The organism is Rhodococcus sp. 7Tela_A2, assembly GCF_049311045.1.
In the GTDB taxonomy this organism is placed as follows: Bacteria; Actinomycetota; Actinomycetes; order Mycobacteriales; family Mycobacteriaceae; genus Rhodococcus.
In genome coordinates this window covers 1-16,522 of the sequence record NZ_JAXION010000098.1, presented here as the reverse complement: position 1 = coordinate 16,522, position 16,522 = coordinate 1, and the positions used below count along the sequence as shown (strand labels likewise).

Here is a 16,522-nt window from a genome sequence, read left to right as displayed (position 1 = left end):
GTGCTCATGGATCGCGCGTTGCAGCGGCACACGTCGCTCGACGTTCTCCAGCGGGTCCACCGCAGAAACTCCGGGCGGCACGGCGCCCGCGCCGCGTCACGCCTGCTGTGCTCGGCAGGCGACGGCGGGCATTCGGAAGCCGAGCGCATCCTGCATCGGCTCCTGCGCGACGCGGGTCTGACGGGCTGGCGCGCGCACGCGTGGAGCTGCGGGTTCGAGATCGACGTGGTCTTCGAGGCGGGCCGGGTGGCAGTCGAAGTGGACGGGTGGGCATGGCACCGCGACGCGCATCGTCAACGCCGGGATGCCGAGCGGCAGAACGTTCTGGTCAATGCCGGGTGGCATGTCCTTCGGTTCACCTGGCACACGCTGGTCGAGGACCCGGACGGGGTTATCCGGCAGATACAGGCGGCCCTGGACCGCCGCCGCTGAAAAGCTTGGTCGGAAAGTGCCCGCTCAGCGGGCAACAACTCACCCGAGTTCACCGGATACGGAAGATCACCAGCCGCTGCACCACGAAGTTGATGACGGTCGCGGTGCCCTGCGCGACGACGAACGCGAACGGCGTGACCCACCACTGGTCGCCCAGCGAGTCGTTGAGCACCCCGTTGATGCCCACCTGCGCGGCGAACGTCACGGCGTACAGCGCCACGACCGCGGCGAAGCGCACTTTGCTCGGTTCGGCCTTGAACGTCCACCGGCGGTTGATGAGGTACGCGGTGGTGGTGCCGGCGACGAACGACAGCGCCTTCGCTCCGTCGCGGGTGACGCCGAGCGCCATGAGCAACACGTACAGGCCGTAGTCGACGACCGCCGACAGGCCACCCGTCAGCACGAACCGCACGAGTTGCGTCTTGAGCGACAGCGCGTCGTCGGCCGTGGAATCGGTCAACGGCAATTCCGGGGCCAGCGGTGCGTGGTGTTCCGGCAACGGCTGCACGTGGTCATGGGGTTCGGGCACGCAGACGAGGGTAACGCCCCCGACCGAACCGACAGTTGACCTCGAGTCCGCTCGAGGTTGCACCCTCGGATACATGAGCATCGCGCTGAACCACACCATCGTCCACGCGACCGACCCGAAGGGATCTGCCGTCCTCCTCTCGGAGATCCTCGGTGTCGGATCGCCGACCCCGTACGGACCCTTCTTCGTTGTGCAGGTGGACAACGACGTCTCCCTGGACTTCATGGCCGACGCACACCCCGTCCGGTCGCAGCACTACGCCTTCCTTGTCGGGGAACAGGAGTTCGACGAGATCCTCACCCGGATCAAGTCACGTGACCTGGAGTATTGGGCCGATCCCGCGCATCGCCACAGCGGGGAGATCAACACCCGCGACGGGGGCCGCGGCGTCTACTGGTCGGATCCCGACGGTCACAACATGGAGATCCTCACAAAGCCGTACGGGGGGTAACCCTGCTCTTGCAGTGCCGTGCGGTCACGCGGGTAGCCTTTGTCCTGATGTCCACGACAGCTGCAGAGCAGGCGAGTGAGCCTCTCCCCACCCAGACCCGCACCCTGACCGGCTGGGGGCGCACCGCGCCGACCACCGCAGAGGTGCTCACCACACCCGATGTCGAACTGATCGCGCAAGCAGTCGCGCGAGTCGCAGAAGACAACGAGTCCAAGCCGGCGCATCTGCGCCGAGGCGTCATCGCGCGCGGTCTCGGCCGCTCGTACGGCGACCCGGCCCAGAACGCGGGCGGGCTCGTCATCGACATGACGGCACTGAACAAGATCCACAGCATCGACCGCGATTCGCGGCGTGTCGTGGTGGACGGCGGTGTCGACCTCGACCAGCTGATGCGGGCGGCTCTGCCGTTCGGCCTGTGGGTACCGGTCCTGCCGGGAACGCGCCAGGTCACCGTCGGTGGCGCCATCGGCTCCGACATCCACGGCAAGAACCACCACAGCGCGGGCAGCTTCGGCAACCATGTGCGCTCCCTCGAACTGCTCACCGCCGACGGGCAGATCCGCACCTGCACCCCCACCGGCCGCAACTCCAAGTTGTTCTGGGCGACCGTCGGCGGCATGGGCCTGACCGGCATCATCCTTCGCGCGACCATCGAGATGACGCCGACCGAGACGGCGTACTTCATCGCCGACAGTGCGCGCACCGAGAGCCTCGACGAGACCATCGCGCTGCACAGCGACGGTTCGGAGGAGAATTACGACTACTCGAGCGCGTGGTTCGACGCGATCTCCGCGCCGCCCAAGCTCGGACGCGCCGCGGTGTCGCGCGGTTCCCTCGCCACGCTCGACCAGTTGCCGAAGAAATTGCAGAAGGATCCGCTGCGCTTCTCCGGGTCTACGCTGCTGACGTTCCCCGACGTCTTCCCGAACGGTCTGGCGAACAAGTTCGACTTCTCGGTCGTCGGCGAGTTGTACTACCGCAAGACCAAGAACGCGACGGGCCAGATCCAGAATCTGACGCAGTTCTACCACCCGCTCGACCTGTTCGGTGAGTGGAACCGGGCGTACGGATCCAAGGGATTCCTGCAGTACCAGTTCGTGGTGCCGCCCGAGGCCGTCGAGGAGTTCAAGAAGATCATCCGCGACATCCAGAAGTCGGGGCACTACTCGTTCCTCAACGTGTTCAAGCTTTTCGGTGAGGGCAACAAGGCGCCGATGAGCTTCCCCATGAAGGGGTGGAACGTCTGCGTGGACTTCCCGATCAAGGACGGTCTCAACGAGTTCGTTCGCGAACTCGACAAGCGGGTCCTCGAATTCGGCGGCCGCCTCTACACCGCGAAGGATTCGCGCACGTCTGCCGAGACGTTCCACGCGATGTACCCGCGCATCGACGAGTGGCTCAAGGTGCGCCGCTCGGTCGACCCCACCAATGTCTTCGCTTCCGATATGTCCAGAAGGTTGGAACTGCACTGATGATCAACGCCGTGGGTAACCCCCAGACCCTGCTGCTGCTCGGTGGCACCTCCGAGATCGGCCTGGCGATCGTCGAGGAGTACCTGCGCAAGGCTCCCGCCCGCGTGATCCTCGCGGCGCTGCCCGGCGACTCCCGCCGCGAAGACGCCGTGAGCCAGGCGAAGGCCGCCGGTGCCACATCGGTCGAGCTCATCGACTTCGATGCGCTCGACACCGCCGGCCATCCCGCGGTCATCGACCGGGCATGGAGTGGCGGCGACGTCGACGTGGCGATCGTCGCGTTCGGCCTCGACGCCGACGCCGAGACGCTCTGGCAGGACCAGCGCAAAGCCGTGCAGGTCGTGGGTGTCAACTACACCGCGGCCGTCTCGGTGGGCGTGCTGATCGGCCAGAAGATGAAGGCACAGGGCTTCGGGCGCATCATCGCGATGTCGTCGGTGGCCGGTGAACGCGTCAAGCGTGCGAACTTCGTCTACGGCTCCACGAAGGCCGGACTCGACGGCTTCTACCTGGGCCTCGGCGAAGCGCTGGCGAAGTTCGGGCCCCGCGTCACGGTGGTGCGTCCCGGTCAGGTGCGCACCCAGTTCAGCGCCCACGTCGACGAGGCACCGCTGACCGTGAACAAGGAGGACGTCGCGAAGCTCGCGGTCGCCGCGTCCGACAAGGGCAAGGAGATCGTCTGGGCACCGGGCACCTTCCGGTTCGTGATGATGGTGCTGCGTCACGTCCCGCGCGCGATCTTCCGCAAGCTGCCGATGTAGGAGTCGCAGGAGAGCCCGGCAGCCTGCACCCGTCCGGTATGTCCGCGCGCGTTCACTAAGCTCGGCAATCGTGACCGACGCGCCCGTGAGCTCCCCCGCCCTTCCCGTCGCTCCGTTCCGTCGGATCGCGGCCACCGCAGGCGCCATGGTCGCCGCGGTGGTCGTGGCGGTGCTCGTGTCGTCCGTCGGGTTGTTCGCCTTCGGCCGGGTGCAGTGGCCGGCGTTCAACTCGTCGAACGTCACCCAGGCGGTGACGACCGTCATGCAGGTCGCGGCGCTGGCAGCACTGGGCTTGTCGATCTTCCTGCTGCGTCGCCGCAAGTTCATGAGGGGCGCGCGGGTCCTGTCCTGGGCGGCACTGTCCGGCCTGGTCACCGCCACGCTCGGCATGCCGCTCGCCGCGACCCGCCTCTATCTGCACGGCATCTCCGTCGACCAGGAGTTCCGCACCGAGTTCCTGACGCGCCTGACCGACAGTCCGGCCCTGCGCGACATGACGTACGCAGACCTGCCGCCGTTCTACCCCGCGGGGTGGTTCTGGATCGGCGGACGGGTGGCGAACGTTCTGGGCATGGACGGCTGGGAGGCGTTCAAGCCGTACGCGATCGCGTCGATCGCCGTCGCGGCGGTGCTCGCCCTGGTCCTGTGGTCCGAACTCGTCCGCTCCGACCTGGCCGTGCTCGCCGCGACGGCCACGACCGCCATCGTGCTGGCCTACGGGTCTCCGGAGCCGTACGGCGCGGTGATCGCGCTGCTGCTCCCGCCCGCTCTCGTGCTCGCGTGGGGTGCCCTGTCGCCGGTACGCGGCGACGACGGACGAAGCGCAAACGGCCGGCAGGGATGGGGCGCGGCCATCGGAACAGGCATGTTCCTCGGTGTCGCGGCCACGTTCTACACGCTCTATCTGGGGCTCGCGGCGTTCGCGGTGACGGTGATGGCGGTCGCCGCCGCAATCCTGGCGCGCCGCTCCGGAGGGTCGTGGCGGGCCGCCCTCCCCGTGTTGACGAAGTTCGCAGTGATCGCAGCCATCGCGATGCTGATCGCGTTGATCGTGTGGGCACCGTTCCTCGCCGAGGTCCTCGGCGGCAACTCCCCGTCCGGTTCGGGCACCGCGACGCACTATCTGCCCGAGGCCGGCGCGCGCCTGCCGCTGCCGATGTTCCACGCCTCCCTGGTCGGGTTGCTGTGCCTGCTGGGCACCGTGTGGCTGATCGGCAGAGCCACCTCGTCGCGTCGGGCGCAGGCCCTCGGGCTCGGTGTGGTCCCCGTCTACCTCTGGTACCTCGCGTCGATGGCGTTCACCGTCCTGGGCAACACCTTGCTGGCGTTCCGGCTCGAGGTGATCCTGCTGGTGCTGCTCGGAGCCGCGGGTGCGTTCGCGTTCGTCGACTTCTCCCGCTGGATCAGCTTGGCCACCAGCGACAATCCGCGGGTACGCACGGTCCTGGTCGCGGTGGGCGCTCTGGGTGCATTGGCCTTCGCGCAGAACATCCCGCAGGTACTGACCAACGAGATCAACCTCGCCTACAGCGACACCGACGGCAACGGCGAGCGTGCCGAACAACGACCGCCGGGCGCGGCGTCCTACTTCGGGGAGGTCGACGACGTGCTCACCTCCCAACTCGGGCCGGAACGCAGCGACTGGGTCGTGCTCACCGCCGACACCTCGTTCCTTGCCTACTACCCGTATTTCGGCTTCCAGGCTTTGACGTCGCACTACGCGAATCCGTTGGCGGACTTCGCGGCTCGCGCCGCCGCGATCGAGAGCTGGGCCGAACTCGGGTCCGCCGACGAACTGATCGCTGCGTGGGACGAGTTGCCGTGGCGAGCCCCCGACGCCATCGTGTTCCGGCAGAGCGCCGAGGGCTACACACTGCGCCTGGCCGAGGACGTGTATCCGAACGACCCGAACGTGCGTCGCTACACGGTGACCTTCCCCGAGGAACTGTTCGACGACCCGCGCTTCGCGGTCACCGAGGTCGGTCCGTTCGTGGTGGTCACGCGCGCCGCAGGGGCATAACGGCCCGGACGCCGGCGTCGCGCAGGTACAGGCCTCCCCAGACGAAGATCCCGGCGTAGATCGGGAACAGGGTCGTGCTGAGGATCGGCTGTTCGGTGAGCATGTTGGTCGCGACCGCGCCGCCGAGGTACCCGGTGATCAGCACTGCCCCGAGGATCGACGTGACCGGTACGACGTACAGCACCAGGCTTATGAGGAGAACGGCCCCGATGACCCTGTTCAGGCTCGGGTCGAAGCCGAGATCGGCCATTGCGTCCTGCACCTGCGACGTGTTCATCAGATGGATGACCGAGTCGAAGAGCAGGAACAGCACTACCAGTGCGGTGACGACCAGCCCGGCGATGCGAGCGGGCTTCGACACAACGGCGTAGTCGGTGCGCTGAACTGATTGCGAGGTGGTGGTCATGAGAGTCTCCCGAGATCGATGCGGTGTCACATATCGGTTGTGTCCCTACATCGACCCGCCCCGGGCCGGGAATTCATCGTTTACGGGAGACGCGACGCCAGAAGTTCCGCGAGATGTGTGCCGCGGCGTGAGGTGAGATCGCCGATCTGGGTCCGACACGAGTATCCGTCGGCGAGCACGACGGTGTCGGCCGACGCGGCCTCGACTGCCGGGAGAAGCTGTGCGCCCGCCACCGCGACGGAGACGTCGTAGTGCCCGCGTTCGACGCCGAAGTTCCCCGCGAGACCGCAGCATCCACCGAGCCGCTGTACCTGCGCCCCTGCGGTCCGCAGCAGTGCGGCGTCGGCGCCCCACCCCATGACAGCGTGATGGTGACAGTGCGGCTGGGCGACGACCGTGGTGCCGTCGAGTGACGGCGGCGTCCACTCTCCGAGGAATTCGGCGAGCGTAAAGGTACTGTCGGCGACGATCCGGGCCGGTTCGGAGCCGAGCATCTCGACCGCATCCGAGCGCAACACCGCGGTGCACGACGGTTCGATCCCGACGATCGGCGTCCCGATACGAAACAACTCGGAGATAGTGCGTCCCAATATCTTTCGGGCAGTGCCGAGCTGACCGGTGGTGATCCACGTCAAGGCACAGCACTGCTGCTCCTCGGTGATCAGCACCCGGTGCCCGGCAGCTTCGAGTACCCGCACCGCGGCCACCCCGACCTCGGGGGTGAAGTACTCGGTGAAGGTGTCGACGAACAGCACCACCGGGCGCCCGCTCCGGGACCGCTGCGCAGCGGTGTCGGCGAACCAGCGACGAAACGTGCGGGGTGCGAACGCGGGGACGGTGCGGCGCCGGTCCATGCCCGCGAGCGTGAGTCCCGTTGCGGCGACTCCCGGTATCCGCGTGAGGGTATTGACCACCCGGGGTGCGCGGGATGCGAGTGCAGCCCAGCGCGGTAGCCGGCCGAGACTGTAGTGCGCGACAGGACGGAGCCTGCCCCGGTAGGTCTGATGCAGCACTTCGGATTTCCACGTGGCCATGTCCACACCTGTGGGGCAGTCCGACAGACAGCCCTTGCACGACAGGCACAGATCGAGAGCGTCGTGCACTTCCTTCGACCGCCACGAGTCGGTGACGAGCGTGCCGTTGAGCATCTCCTGCAGCGCCCTGGCCCGTCCGCGGGTGGAATCCTTCTCCTCGCGGGTTGCCTGGTAGGACGGGCACATCACCCCGCCGACAGCGGTGGTGTCGGCGCGGCACTTGCCGACACCGGTACAGCGGTGGACCGCCTGCGTGAAGTTCCCGTCGTCCTCCGAATACCGGAAACCCAAGTCGACGTCCACTTTTCGCGCGGCGGGCACTCGCAGATCGACGTCGACGGGGTGGGGGTCGACGAGCACTCCGGGATTGAGGACGTTGTCGGGATCGAAAACCGACTTCACCGCGCCGAACAATCGGATCGCAGCCGGGGAGTACATCAGCGGGAGCAGTTCGCTGCGGGCCCGGCCGTCACCGTGCTCGCCCGACATCGACCCGCCGTAGCCGGCGACGAGGCGGCCCGCCGCGAAGACGAACTCGCGGAACAGACCGGGAACCTCGAGCGGCACATCGAGGCGGATGTGAATGCATCCGTCGGCGAAATGCCCGTAGGGATAGCCGGTGATGCCGTAACTGTCCGTCAGTTCCTGGAAGTCGCGCAGATAGGCCCCGATGCGCTCCGGCGGTACGGCGGCGTCCTCCCACCCCGCGTGCGCGGGCAGGCCCTGCGGGCTCCGCGCGGACAACCCCGATCCGTCCTCCCGGATCCGCCACAGCGCGTCAGCCCGCACCTGATCGTCGACCTGCAGCGTGTCCACCGCCCCCGATGCCGTCGCGAGTCCCCGCGCGCGCTCACGGACCTCGTCGGGATCGTCGCCGGCCAACTCGACGAACAACCATGCGGCGCCGCGCGGCAACGGCGGCACCGCCTGCGGTCCACGACGGGAACGGACGACGTCGACGATCCGCGAGTCGAGTCCTTCGCACGCCGTCGGCCGGAAACACAGCAACGTGTGGGCCGCATTACCGGCCGCAACGATGTCCGGGTACCCGAGCACCACCATCGTGCGTACGCGCGGATCCTCGACCAGGCGGAGCGTCGCCTCGGTGGTGATACCGAGTGTGCCCTCGCTGCCGATCAGCAATCCGCGCACGTCGAAGCGGTTCTCGGGCAGCAGGCATTCGAGCGCATAGCCCGACACCTGGCGGCCGAACCGGCCGAACTCGGTGCGGACCGTGGCGAGGTCACGGGCAACGATCTCGCGCAGAGGTTCGAGGATTCCGTCGGTGCCGGGCAGCGACAGCGGGTGCCCGCTTCCGGTGAGGACCTCGAGCGCCACCACGTTGTCGGAGGTTCGGCCGTACCCGAGTGCGCGGGCACCACACGCGTTGTTGCCGATCATCCCGCCGACGGTGCAGCGGTTGTGGGTGGACGGATCGGGGCCGAACCGGAGTCCGTACGGCGCGGCAGCCCGTTGCACGTCGGTCTGCACGACACCCGGCTGCACGCGGGCGGTACGCGCGTCCGGATCGATCTCGAGCACCTGCCCGAGATGGCGGGAGAAATCGAGCACCACACCCGGCCCGACGGCGTTCCCCGCGAGCGAGGTGCCGGCACCGCGCGAGGTGAGGGGCACCCCCTCCCGGCGGCAGACGTCGAGAACGGCCGCGACCTCGTCGACCGATCGTGGACGGACGACGGCCTGTGGCGGCACGCGATACAGCGAGGCGTCGGACGAGTACATGGCTCGTGCGGCGGTGTCGTCACAGACCTCGGCGATCCCGGCCGCCCGCAGCGCGCGTCCGATCGGCGTCGCTGTGTCCATGGTGTCCGATGCTAGTGGGGGTCGGTGGTGCACCGGACGGGGTCGGAAGAACCCGCCACGCCGACCGCACCTACCGGTGTCGCGGCGACCACAGCGGCACCCTCGCATAGCATCGGGCCTTGTGCCTGCCGAAACCCGAGCGCCCGAAAACGCCCCTTCACCCGATCCGACGTCGCAGTTCCGCACCGCGCGCGTAGTCGCGATCGTGACGGGTCTGCTCGCTTTCGTCCTGGCGCTGAGTGTCCCGTTCCTCCCGGTCCGGCAGGAAGCGACCAGCCTCGCCTGGCCCCAGAACAACTCGCTCGACAACATCGAGGCGCCGCTGGTCTCGTACACCCCGCTGTCGCTGCGCGTGAGTGTTCCGTGTTCGGCAGCAGAGTCGCTCGGGGAAGACGGCGGGACGCTCGTGTCGACCGTTCCCCCCGGCGCACCCGACGCGACCGACACCGCGCTCGTCATCAGGGCCGTCCCGGGCACGGACGGCAACCCCGGTGCGATCGAAGCGGTGCTGCGCAACTCGGTGCTGGTGTCCACTCCCCTCGACGCACCGTGCACCGCCGTCACGGTCGCATCGAATGCGGAACTGACCGCCGCCGAGGTCGTGGGCGCGGACCCGCGGGTCGCCGTCGAGGTGAAGGGCGATTCCCGGCCCCAGATGGTCGGCGTGTTCAGCGACCTGAACGGGTCTGCCACGGCACTGACCTCCGGTGCGGACACCGAGAGGCTGTCGGTGCGCGCCGACCTCGACACCCGGTTCACGTCGACGCCCACGCTGATCAAGTTGGCTGCGATGATCCTGTGCGCGCTGTCGACGGTGATTTCTCTCGTCGCGCTGCATCGCCTCGACAGCGTGGATCGTCGCCGCGCCCGCCGTTTCTTCCCCTCCCACTGGTGGCGGTTCACGATCGCCGACGGCGTGGTCATCGGGACACTGCTCCTGTGGCACGTCATCGGCGCCAACACCTCGGACGACGGCTACATCCTCAACATGGCCCGGGTATCGGGCGACGCCGGTTACATGTCCAACTACTTCCGGTGGTTCGGTGTCCCCGAAGCGCCCTTCGGGTGGTTCTACGACGTCCTGGTGCTGATGTCGCATGTGTCGACGGCCAGTATGTGGATGCGACTGCCCGCGCTGGTCGCGGCGATCCTGTGCTGGATGGTGATCAGCCGGGAGGTCATCCCGCGGCTCGGCACCGCGGTCCGGCACAGCAAGGTGGCGCTGTGGACCGCCGGACTGGTGTTCCTCGCCTTCTGGCTCCCGTACAACAACGGCCTGCGTCCCGAACCGATCATCGCGGTCGGCGCCCTGCTGACGTGGTGCTCCATCGAACGCGCGATCGCGACCGGCCGCATGCTCCCTGCCGCGATCGCGGTCCTCATCGCCGCATTCTCGCTCGCGGCCGGACCCACCGGCGTCATCTGCGTCGCGGCACTCCTCGCGGGCGCCCGCCCCCTCGTGAAAGCCCTCGTGGCGCGCCGCCCCCTCGTGGGATGGGCGCCGCTCGCCCCGCTCCTCGCGTCGGGCACCGTCGTACTCGTCGTGGTGTTCGCCGATCAGACTCTCGCGTCGGTGCTCGAAGCCACCCGCGTGCGCTCTGCGGTCGGGCCGAACGTGCCCTGGTTCGACGAACGGCTGCGCTGGGACGCGCTGCTGACGGTGTCGCCGGACGGCTCGGTGGCCCGCCGATTCGGCGTGTTCGTGATGCTGCTGTGCCTGGTCGTGTGCGTCATGCTGATTCTTCGCAAGGGCCGCATTCCCGGGACCGCGATCGGGCCCTCCCGCCGCATCCTCGGCATCGTCTTCGCGTCCCTGCTCCTCATGATGCTCACCCCGACCAAGTGGACGCATCACTTCGGTGTCTACGCCGGGCTCGCGGGATCGATCGCCGCGCTCGCCGCGGTCGGCGTCGGGGCGGTGGGCATCCGATCCGCCCGCAACCGTGCTCTCTTCACCGCGGGCGTGCTGTTCGTCCTGGCGATGGCGTTCACCGGATCCAACGGCTGGTGGTACGTCTCGAGCTTCGGTGTTCCCTGGTGGGACAAGCCGCCGTCGATCTCCGGGTACGCGTTCTCCACCGCGCTCCTCGGCCTCACCGTGGTCGCGCTGATCGTGGCCGCATGGTTCCACCTGCGTGAACCGTTCGTCGCGCCACGACCCGAACGCAACGGACGAATGAAGGCACTCGCCTCCGCGCCGCTCACTCTCGTGGCCGCGGGAGTGGTGCTGTTCGAGGTCCTGTCCTTGATCAAGGGCGCGGTGGCGCAGTATCCGGCGTACTCGATCGCGCAGTCCAATCTGTCCGCCCTGCGCGGCGACAGTTGCGCCCTGGCCAACGACGTTCTCGTCGAGTCCGACCCGAACGCGACGATGCTCTCGCCGCTCGACGGGTCGGTCGCCGACGCGCTCGGTGCCGGGACCTCGACCGGATTCACACCCGACGGTGTCGCCTTCGACCTCACCGCCGACGCCGAGACCTCCGCGACAGGTGGCGCGAACACCGTCGACTCCGAAGTCGGTGGCACCACCACCTCGACGGGTGCGGGTACCGGCGGTGGACGAACCGGCAACGAGGGCGTCAACGGCAGCACCGTCCGCCTGCCGTTCGGACTCGACCCCGCGACCACGCCGATCCTGGGCAGTTACCGGACCGGGGTGCAGCAGGCCGCCGCGCTCGAGTCCGGCTGGTACGTCCTTCCCGGACGCACCGAGGACACCCCACTGCTCGTCGTCACGGCGGCCGGCCGAGTCCACTACGTCGACCCCGACGGCGTGATCACCCCCGGACAGGACGTGCAACTCGAGTTCGGTGTCACCTCGGGTAGCGAGGTGTCGCCGGTCGGCCGGGTCTCCCCCATCGACATCGGCCCGTCGCCGTCGTGGCGCAACCTGCGCGTGCCGACCGACGCCATCCCTGCCGACGCGGACGCCGTCCGGATCGTCGTCGACGACGGCAACCTGGCTCCGGACCAGTGGGTCGCGGTCACGCCGCCGCGCATGCCGCGCCTCGACACGCTGAACGAGGTCGTCGGTTCGCAGGCTCCGGTCCTCGTCGACTGGTCGGTGGGCTTGGCCTTCCCGTGCCAGCGGCCGTTCGGTCACCGCAACGGCATCGCCGAGGTCCCGGAGTTCCGCATCCTTCCCGACCGGGTGGGTGCCGATGCGACGAACGGCTGGCAGGACGACATCGGCGGCGGCCCCCTGGGCTGGATACCGCAGCTCCTGGCCGCCGAGACCATCCCCACCTACCTGAACCACGACTGGGATCGCGACTGGGGTTCGCTCGAGCGGTACCGCCCGATCGATCCCGACGCGACCGGTGCGGTGATCGACACCACGGAGGTCACGCGGTCCGGTTTGTGGAATCCGGGGCGTGTCCGTGACGGGGTGCCTGTCCTGCTGGAATGAGGGCGTGTGCCGTCACACGTTGGCTGCCGATACCATCGGAACCCGTGCCCGACGACGTGACGACCGCCCCCGCTCCCAGCGAGACCCCGCTCAGGTCCGTCGGCGAGGATCTTCGTACGCAGTACCGGACCGCACGGCTCGTCGCCGCTGTCGCGGGACTGCTCGGCATCGTCCTTGCCGTAGCGACGCCGTTCCTGCCGGTGCGCGTCACGGAAGCGACCGTGACGTGGCCCCAGAACGGCTCGGTCACCGACATCGAACTGCCGTTGATGTCGCAGGTACCGCTCAGTTTCGAGGCGACGATCCCGTGCGTCGCGGTCGGTGAACTCCCCGACTCGGGCGGGATGCTCCTCGCGACCGCACCCGCGAACGGGCAGGACGCCGCGCTCAACGCGATGTTCGTGCGTGTCGGCGAGGAGAACGTCGACGTGCTCGACCGCAACGTCGTGGTGGCGACGGCACCGCGCAGCGAGGTGGAGTCGAGTGCGTGCACCGAGATCCGTCTCTTCTCGGACGCCGACCGGACGACCGGCGAATTCGTCGGGCTCTCCGACGAGAACGGCCTCCCGCGCGCCGGGGAACTCGGTGGCGACCTGCGGCCGCTGGTCGTGGGCGTCTTCAGCGACCTGACCACCGCGGTGCCCGGACTCGAGGTGACCGTGGACGTGGATTCGCGATTCACGTCGTCACCCACCCTCGTCAAATCGCTGGCGATGATCCTCGCGGTCCTGTCGACCGCACTCGCGCTCGCCGCACTGGCGAAGCTGGACGGCACCGACGGACGCGGGCACCGCCGTTTCCTGCCCGCACGCTGGTGGAAGTTCAGCGGCGTCGACGTCGTCGTGATCGGCACGCTCATCGGCTGGCACTTCTTCGGCGCGAACACCTCCGACGACGGTTACCTCCTGTCGATGGCCCGGGCGTCGGAGCACTCCGGCTACATGGCGAACTACTTCCGGTGGTTCGGTGTACCCGAAGCGCCGTTCGGCTGGTACTACGACGTGCTGGCGGCGTTCGCGAAGATCTCCACGGCGAGCCCGTGGATGCGACTGCCGGCACTGCTCGCCGCCATCGTCTGCTGGATGGTCATCAGCCGGGAGGTCGTGCCCCGGCTCGGGCGCGCCGTCCGGGAGAACCGGATCGCGCTGTGGACCGGCGGACTGGTGTTCCTCGCCTTCTGGCTCCCCTACAACAACGGCCTGCGTCCCGAACCGATCGTCGCCCTCGGCGCGTTGCTGACGTGGTGCTCGATCGAGCGCGCGATCGCCACCGGCCGTCTGTTGCCGGCCGCGACAGCCGTCATCATCGGCGCCTTCACGCTGGCGGCCGCCCCGACCGGCCTGATGTGTATCGCCGCGCTGATCGCGGGCCTGCGGCCCATGACGCGCATCGTGGTCCGCCGTCACCGTGAGGTCGGCACGCTGCCGTTGCTCGCTCCGATCGGCGCAGCCGGTGTGCTCGTCCTCGTGGTGGTCTTCTCGGACCAGACCCTCGCGGCGGTCCTCGAGGCCACCCGTGTGCGCACGATCATCGGCCCCAACGAGGAGTGGTGGAACGACTTCCTCCGCTACTACTACCTGATGGTGCAGACCGTCGACGGGTCGCTGGCACGCCGTTTCGCGTTCCTGGTCATGCTGCTGTGCCTGTTCACGACGATGCTCGTGCTGCTGCGTCGCCGGAAGATCCCCGGCATCGCCATGAGCCCGTCGTGGCGTCTGCTCGGCATCGTCTTCGGAACGATGTTCTTCATGATGTTCAACCCCACGAAGTGGACCCACCACTTCGGGGCGTACGCGGGCATCGCCGGATCGCTCGCCGCACTGACCGCGGTGCTCGTCTCCGCCAGTGCTCTGCGATCGCGGCGAAACCGCACGATCTTCCTGGCAGGTCTGCTCTTCGTCCTCGCGGTGTCGTTCGCCGGCATCAACGGCTGGTGGTACGTCTCGAGCTACGGCGTTCCGTGGTTCGACAAGACCGTCTCGTTCCAGGGCACCCAGTCGAGCTCGGTGTTCCTCATCCTCTTCGGTGCGGCGCTGCTCCTCGTCGCCTGGCAGTACCTGCGCGAAGGCTATGCGTCGCCACCGGAGAAACCGACGACGCGCAAGGGCCGCCGTATCCGGACCTTTGCGGCCGCGCCGCTCACCGTCGTCGCCGCGGTCATGGTTCTGTTCGAGGTGCTCTCACTCCTCAAGGGCGCTGTGGCGCAATACCCCGCCTACTCGCTCGCCCGGTCCAACATCGGTGCCCTCGCAGGTGACACCTGCGGCCTCGCGAACGACGTGCTCGTCGAGATCGACCCCAACCAGGGCCGTCTCGAACCGATCACCGACCCCGCGAATCCTCCGGCCGGCGGAGATCCGCTCGCCGGATCCTCTCCCCGTGGATTCAGCCCGGACGGCGTTCCGTCCGACCTCACCGCCGACTACGTCGAGGTCAAACCCGGACAGGGCAACACCGACAACCAGAGTGTCGGCCCCACGTTCGAGACCGGCTCCGGCGGCGGCACCACCGGTGGACGAGGTGCACAGACCGTCAACGGCAGTACCGCGCGCCTGCCGTTCGGACTCGACCCGGCCGTCACCCCGGTCCTCGGTAGCTACCAGCAGGGCGTGCAGGAACCGGCAAGCCTCACCTCGAGCTGGTACCAGCTGCCCGAGCGTGCCGACGAGTCGCCGCTGATCGTGCTCTCGGCCGCCGGCCGCGTCTGGTCCTACGACGACACCGGTGCCCTGAACTACGGACAGTCGCTGCTCGTCGAGTACGGCACACGGCTGCCCGACGGAACCGTCGAGGCGAAGGGCACCTACCTGCCGCGGGACATCGGTCCGGCACCGACGTGGCGGAACCTGCGTGTGCCGATCGCGGATCTGCCGGAGGACACCGACGCGGTGCGGATCGTCGCGAACGATCCCAATCTCACCGGAGACCAGTGGCTCGCGTTCACGCCGCCGCGGGTGCCCGTCCTCGACACTCTCGACAGCGTGATCGGCTCGGAGCAGCCCGTCCTGCTGGACTGGGCCGTGGGTCTGCAGTTCCCGTGCCAGCGGCCGTTCGATCACTGGGCCGGTGTCGCCGAGATGCCGAACTACCGCATCCTCCCCGACCGTCCGCTCGCGGTGTCGTCGACCGACACGTGGCAGTCGGCGGACAACGGTGGTCCGCTCGGATTCACCGAGGTCCTCGCCCGTGCCGAACAGATTCCGACGTATCTGAAGAACGACTGGGCCCGCGACTGGGGCTCGCTGGAGCGGTACGTCCCGAACTACCCGGACGCGGTTCCCGCGGAGATCGCGACCAGCGAGGTGAACCGCTCGGGGCTCTGGAAGCCTGCGTCGATGCGCGTGTACGAGTAGCGTCCGAGGCTGCCGCACCCACAACCACGTCCGGTTCGGCCGAACGTGGTTGTGGGCCGTCCGGGGACGGAACGTGAGGGATCACATGCCCGGACGGGTGTCGGGTAACCATGTCGCGTATCCCTAGAATGCGGGAGTGACCATCGAGAACAGCGCGGACGCCTCGTCGCTCTCCCCGCGAGCCACCCAAGCGGTCAGGCGGAGTCTGACCCCGCGGCAGGAGGCTGCGAGTCGCGATGTGGACCGGCTCATCCGCGCCGGCCGAGAACTGCTGACGCAGGGTGCTCCCGCACGCGTCGCGGACATCGTCACCGCTGCCGGACTGTCGAACGACGCCTTCTACCGGTACTTCCGGAGCAAGAGCGATTTCGTCGACGCCGTGGTCGAGGAGGGCAGCCAGCGGCTTTTGAACTACCTGCGCCGGAAGATGGACGCGGCAGGAAGCCCCGAGGGCGCTCTCCGGGCGGGCGTCGCCGCGGTCCTCAGTCAGGCGGTCGACCCGAGCATCGGAGCCGCAACCCGCAATGTCGTCGCGGCGGGAGGCGGTCGTCCTCATGCGCCGAAGGTGCGCGAGGATCTCGAGTTCGCGCTCGCGGAGGTGCTCGCCGGACCGATCCGCGAGCTGGGCTCGACCGACCCCGAACGGGATTCGCGCGCAACGTCGATCCTGTTGCTCGCCTCGATGGAACACCTGCTCTGGCGCGACACCACCAGCTTCGATGCCGACGCAGAGGTCGAGCACATCCTCGGCTACGTGCGCCGCGCCCTGTCCGTCTAACCGGCACAGACGAATGCCGTAGTGGGCTGGCCCGTGCGCGGGGCGCCCCCCCC

11 protein-coding genes are annotated in these 16,522 nt (G+C 68.4%); 8 read left to right on the top strand and 3 right to left on the bottom strand.

From position 1 onward, the window contains the following. The coding region (locus TVH25_RS16655) for an endonuclease domain-containing protein (protein ID WP_422424869.1) at positions 1 to 432 on the top strand (432 nt) is incomplete at its 5' end. 49 nt (positions 433 to 481) lie between these two features. On the opposite strand, the gene TVH25_RS16650 is transcribed toward TVH25_RS16655, so the two are convergent. Further along, on the bottom strand, positions 482 to 1,036 hold the full coding sequence (locus tag TVH25_RS16650) for a GtrA family protein (protein ID WP_422424873.1): 555 nt from the start codon (positions 1,034 to 1,036) through the stop codon (positions 482 to 484). On the opposite strand from TVH25_RS16650, the gene TVH25_RS16645 reads away from it, so the two are divergent. The 4 genes from TVH25_RS16645 to TVH25_RS16630 all read left to right on the top strand — a co-directional run bounded on the left by TVH25_RS16645 (position 1,035) and on the right by TVH25_RS16630 (position 5,665). Continuing rightward, positions 1,035 to 1,412, top strand: a complete 378-nt coding sequence (locus tag TVH25_RS16645; RefSeq protein WP_296550620.1) for a VOC family protein — start codon at positions 1,035 to 1,037, stop codon at positions 1,410 to 1,412. The two genes, TVH25_RS16650 and TVH25_RS16645, sit on opposite strands and share 2 nt — an antisense overlap. Before the next feature lie 47 nt (positions 1,413 to 1,459). After that, positions 1,460 to 2,884, top strand: a complete 1,425-nt coding sequence (locus TVH25_RS16640; RefSeq protein ID WP_422424866.1) for an FAD-binding protein — start codon at positions 1,460 to 1,462, stop codon at positions 2,882 to 2,884. After that, a complete protein-coding gene (locus TVH25_RS16635; RefSeq protein WP_169620767.1) occupies positions 2,884 to 3,645 on the top strand; it encodes a decaprenylphospho-beta-D-erythro-pentofuranosid-2-ulose 2-reductase in 762 nt (253 codons plus the stop codon). Before TVH25_RS16640 ends, TVH25_RS16635 begins: the two co-directional genes overlap by 1 nt. Before the next feature lie 145 nt (positions 3,646 to 3,790). Further along, complete coding sequence (locus TVH25_RS16630; protein ID WP_422424871.1) at positions 3,791 to 5,665, top strand: galactan 5-O-arabinofuranosyltransferase; 1,875 nt, start codon at positions 3,791 to 3,793, stop codon at positions 5,663 to 5,665. On the opposite strand, the gene TVH25_RS16625 is transcribed toward TVH25_RS16630, so the two are convergent. After that, on the bottom strand, positions 5,643 to 6,071 hold the full coding sequence (locus tag TVH25_RS16625; RefSeq protein ID WP_422424864.1) for a DoxX family protein: 429 nt from the start codon (positions 6,069 to 6,071) through the stop codon (positions 5,643 to 5,645). The two genes, TVH25_RS16630 and TVH25_RS16625, sit on opposite strands and share 23 nt — an antisense overlap. Positions 6,072 to 6,151: 80 nt before the next feature. After that, positions 6,152 to 8,929 carry an FAD-binding and (Fe-S)-binding domain-containing protein gene (locus TVH25_RS16620; RefSeq protein ID WP_422424862.1) on the bottom strand — a complete coding sequence of 926 codons (2,778 nt, stop codon included), beginning with the start codon at positions 8,927 to 8,929 and terminating at the stop codon, positions 6,152 to 6,154. 121 nt (positions 8,930 to 9,050) lie between these two features. Between TVH25_RS16620 and TVH25_RS16615 the strand changes: the two genes are divergently transcribed. From TVH25_RS16615 to TVH25_RS16605, 3 genes are all read left to right on the top strand, one after another. Further along, positions 9,051 to 12,338, top strand: a complete 3,288-nt coding sequence (locus tag TVH25_RS16615) for an arabinosyltransferase domain-containing protein (protein ID WP_422424861.1) — start codon at positions 9,051 to 9,053, stop codon at positions 12,336 to 12,338. A 44-nt stretch (positions 12,339 to 12,382) separates the two neighbouring features. Beyond that, positions 12,383 to 15,691, top strand: coding sequence for an arabinosyltransferase domain-containing protein (locus TVH25_RS16610; RefSeq protein WP_422424860.1), 3,309 nt, complete (start codon positions 12,383 to 12,385; stop codon positions 15,689 to 15,691). Positions 15,692 to 15,827: 136 nt separating this feature from the next. Beyond that, positions 15,828 to 16,469: a TetR/AcrR family transcriptional regulator gene (locus TVH25_RS16605; RefSeq protein ID WP_422424859.1), complete on the top strand. Its 642-nt coding sequence runs from the start codon at positions 15,828 to 15,830 to the stop codon at positions 16,467 to 16,469. Positions 16,470 to 16,522: the final 53 nt, after the last annotated feature.

Excerpts from the sequence above, each read along its gene's own strand:
- TVH25_RS16645 (WP_296550620.1), top strand. The coding sequence starts at position 1,035 with ATGAGCATCGCGCTGAACCACACCATCGTCCACGCGACCGACCCGAAG.
- TVH25_RS16650 (WP_422424873.1), bottom strand. The coding sequence starts at position 1,036 with ATGTATCCGAGGGTGCAACCTCGAGCGGACTCGAGGTCAACTGTCGGT.
- TVH25_RS16640 (WP_422424866.1), top strand. The coding sequence starts at position 1,460 with ATGTCCACGACAGCTGCAGAGCAGGCGAGTGAGCCTCTCCCCACCCAG.
- TVH25_RS16635 (WP_169620767.1), top strand. The coding sequence starts at position 2,884 with ATGATCAACGCCGTGGGTAACCCCCAGACCCTGCTGCTGCTCGGTGGC.
- TVH25_RS16630 (WP_422424871.1), top strand. The coding sequence starts at position 3,791 with ATGGTCGCCGCGGTGGTCGTGGCGGTGCTCGTGTCGTCCGTCGGGTTG.
- TVH25_RS16625 (WP_422424864.1), bottom strand. The coding sequence starts at position 6,071 with ATGACCACCACCTCGCAATCAGTTCAGCGCACCGACTACGCCGTTGTG.
- TVH25_RS16620 (WP_422424862.1), bottom strand. The coding sequence starts at position 8,929 with ATGGACACAGCGACGCCGATCGGACGCGCGCTGCGGGCGGCCGGGATC.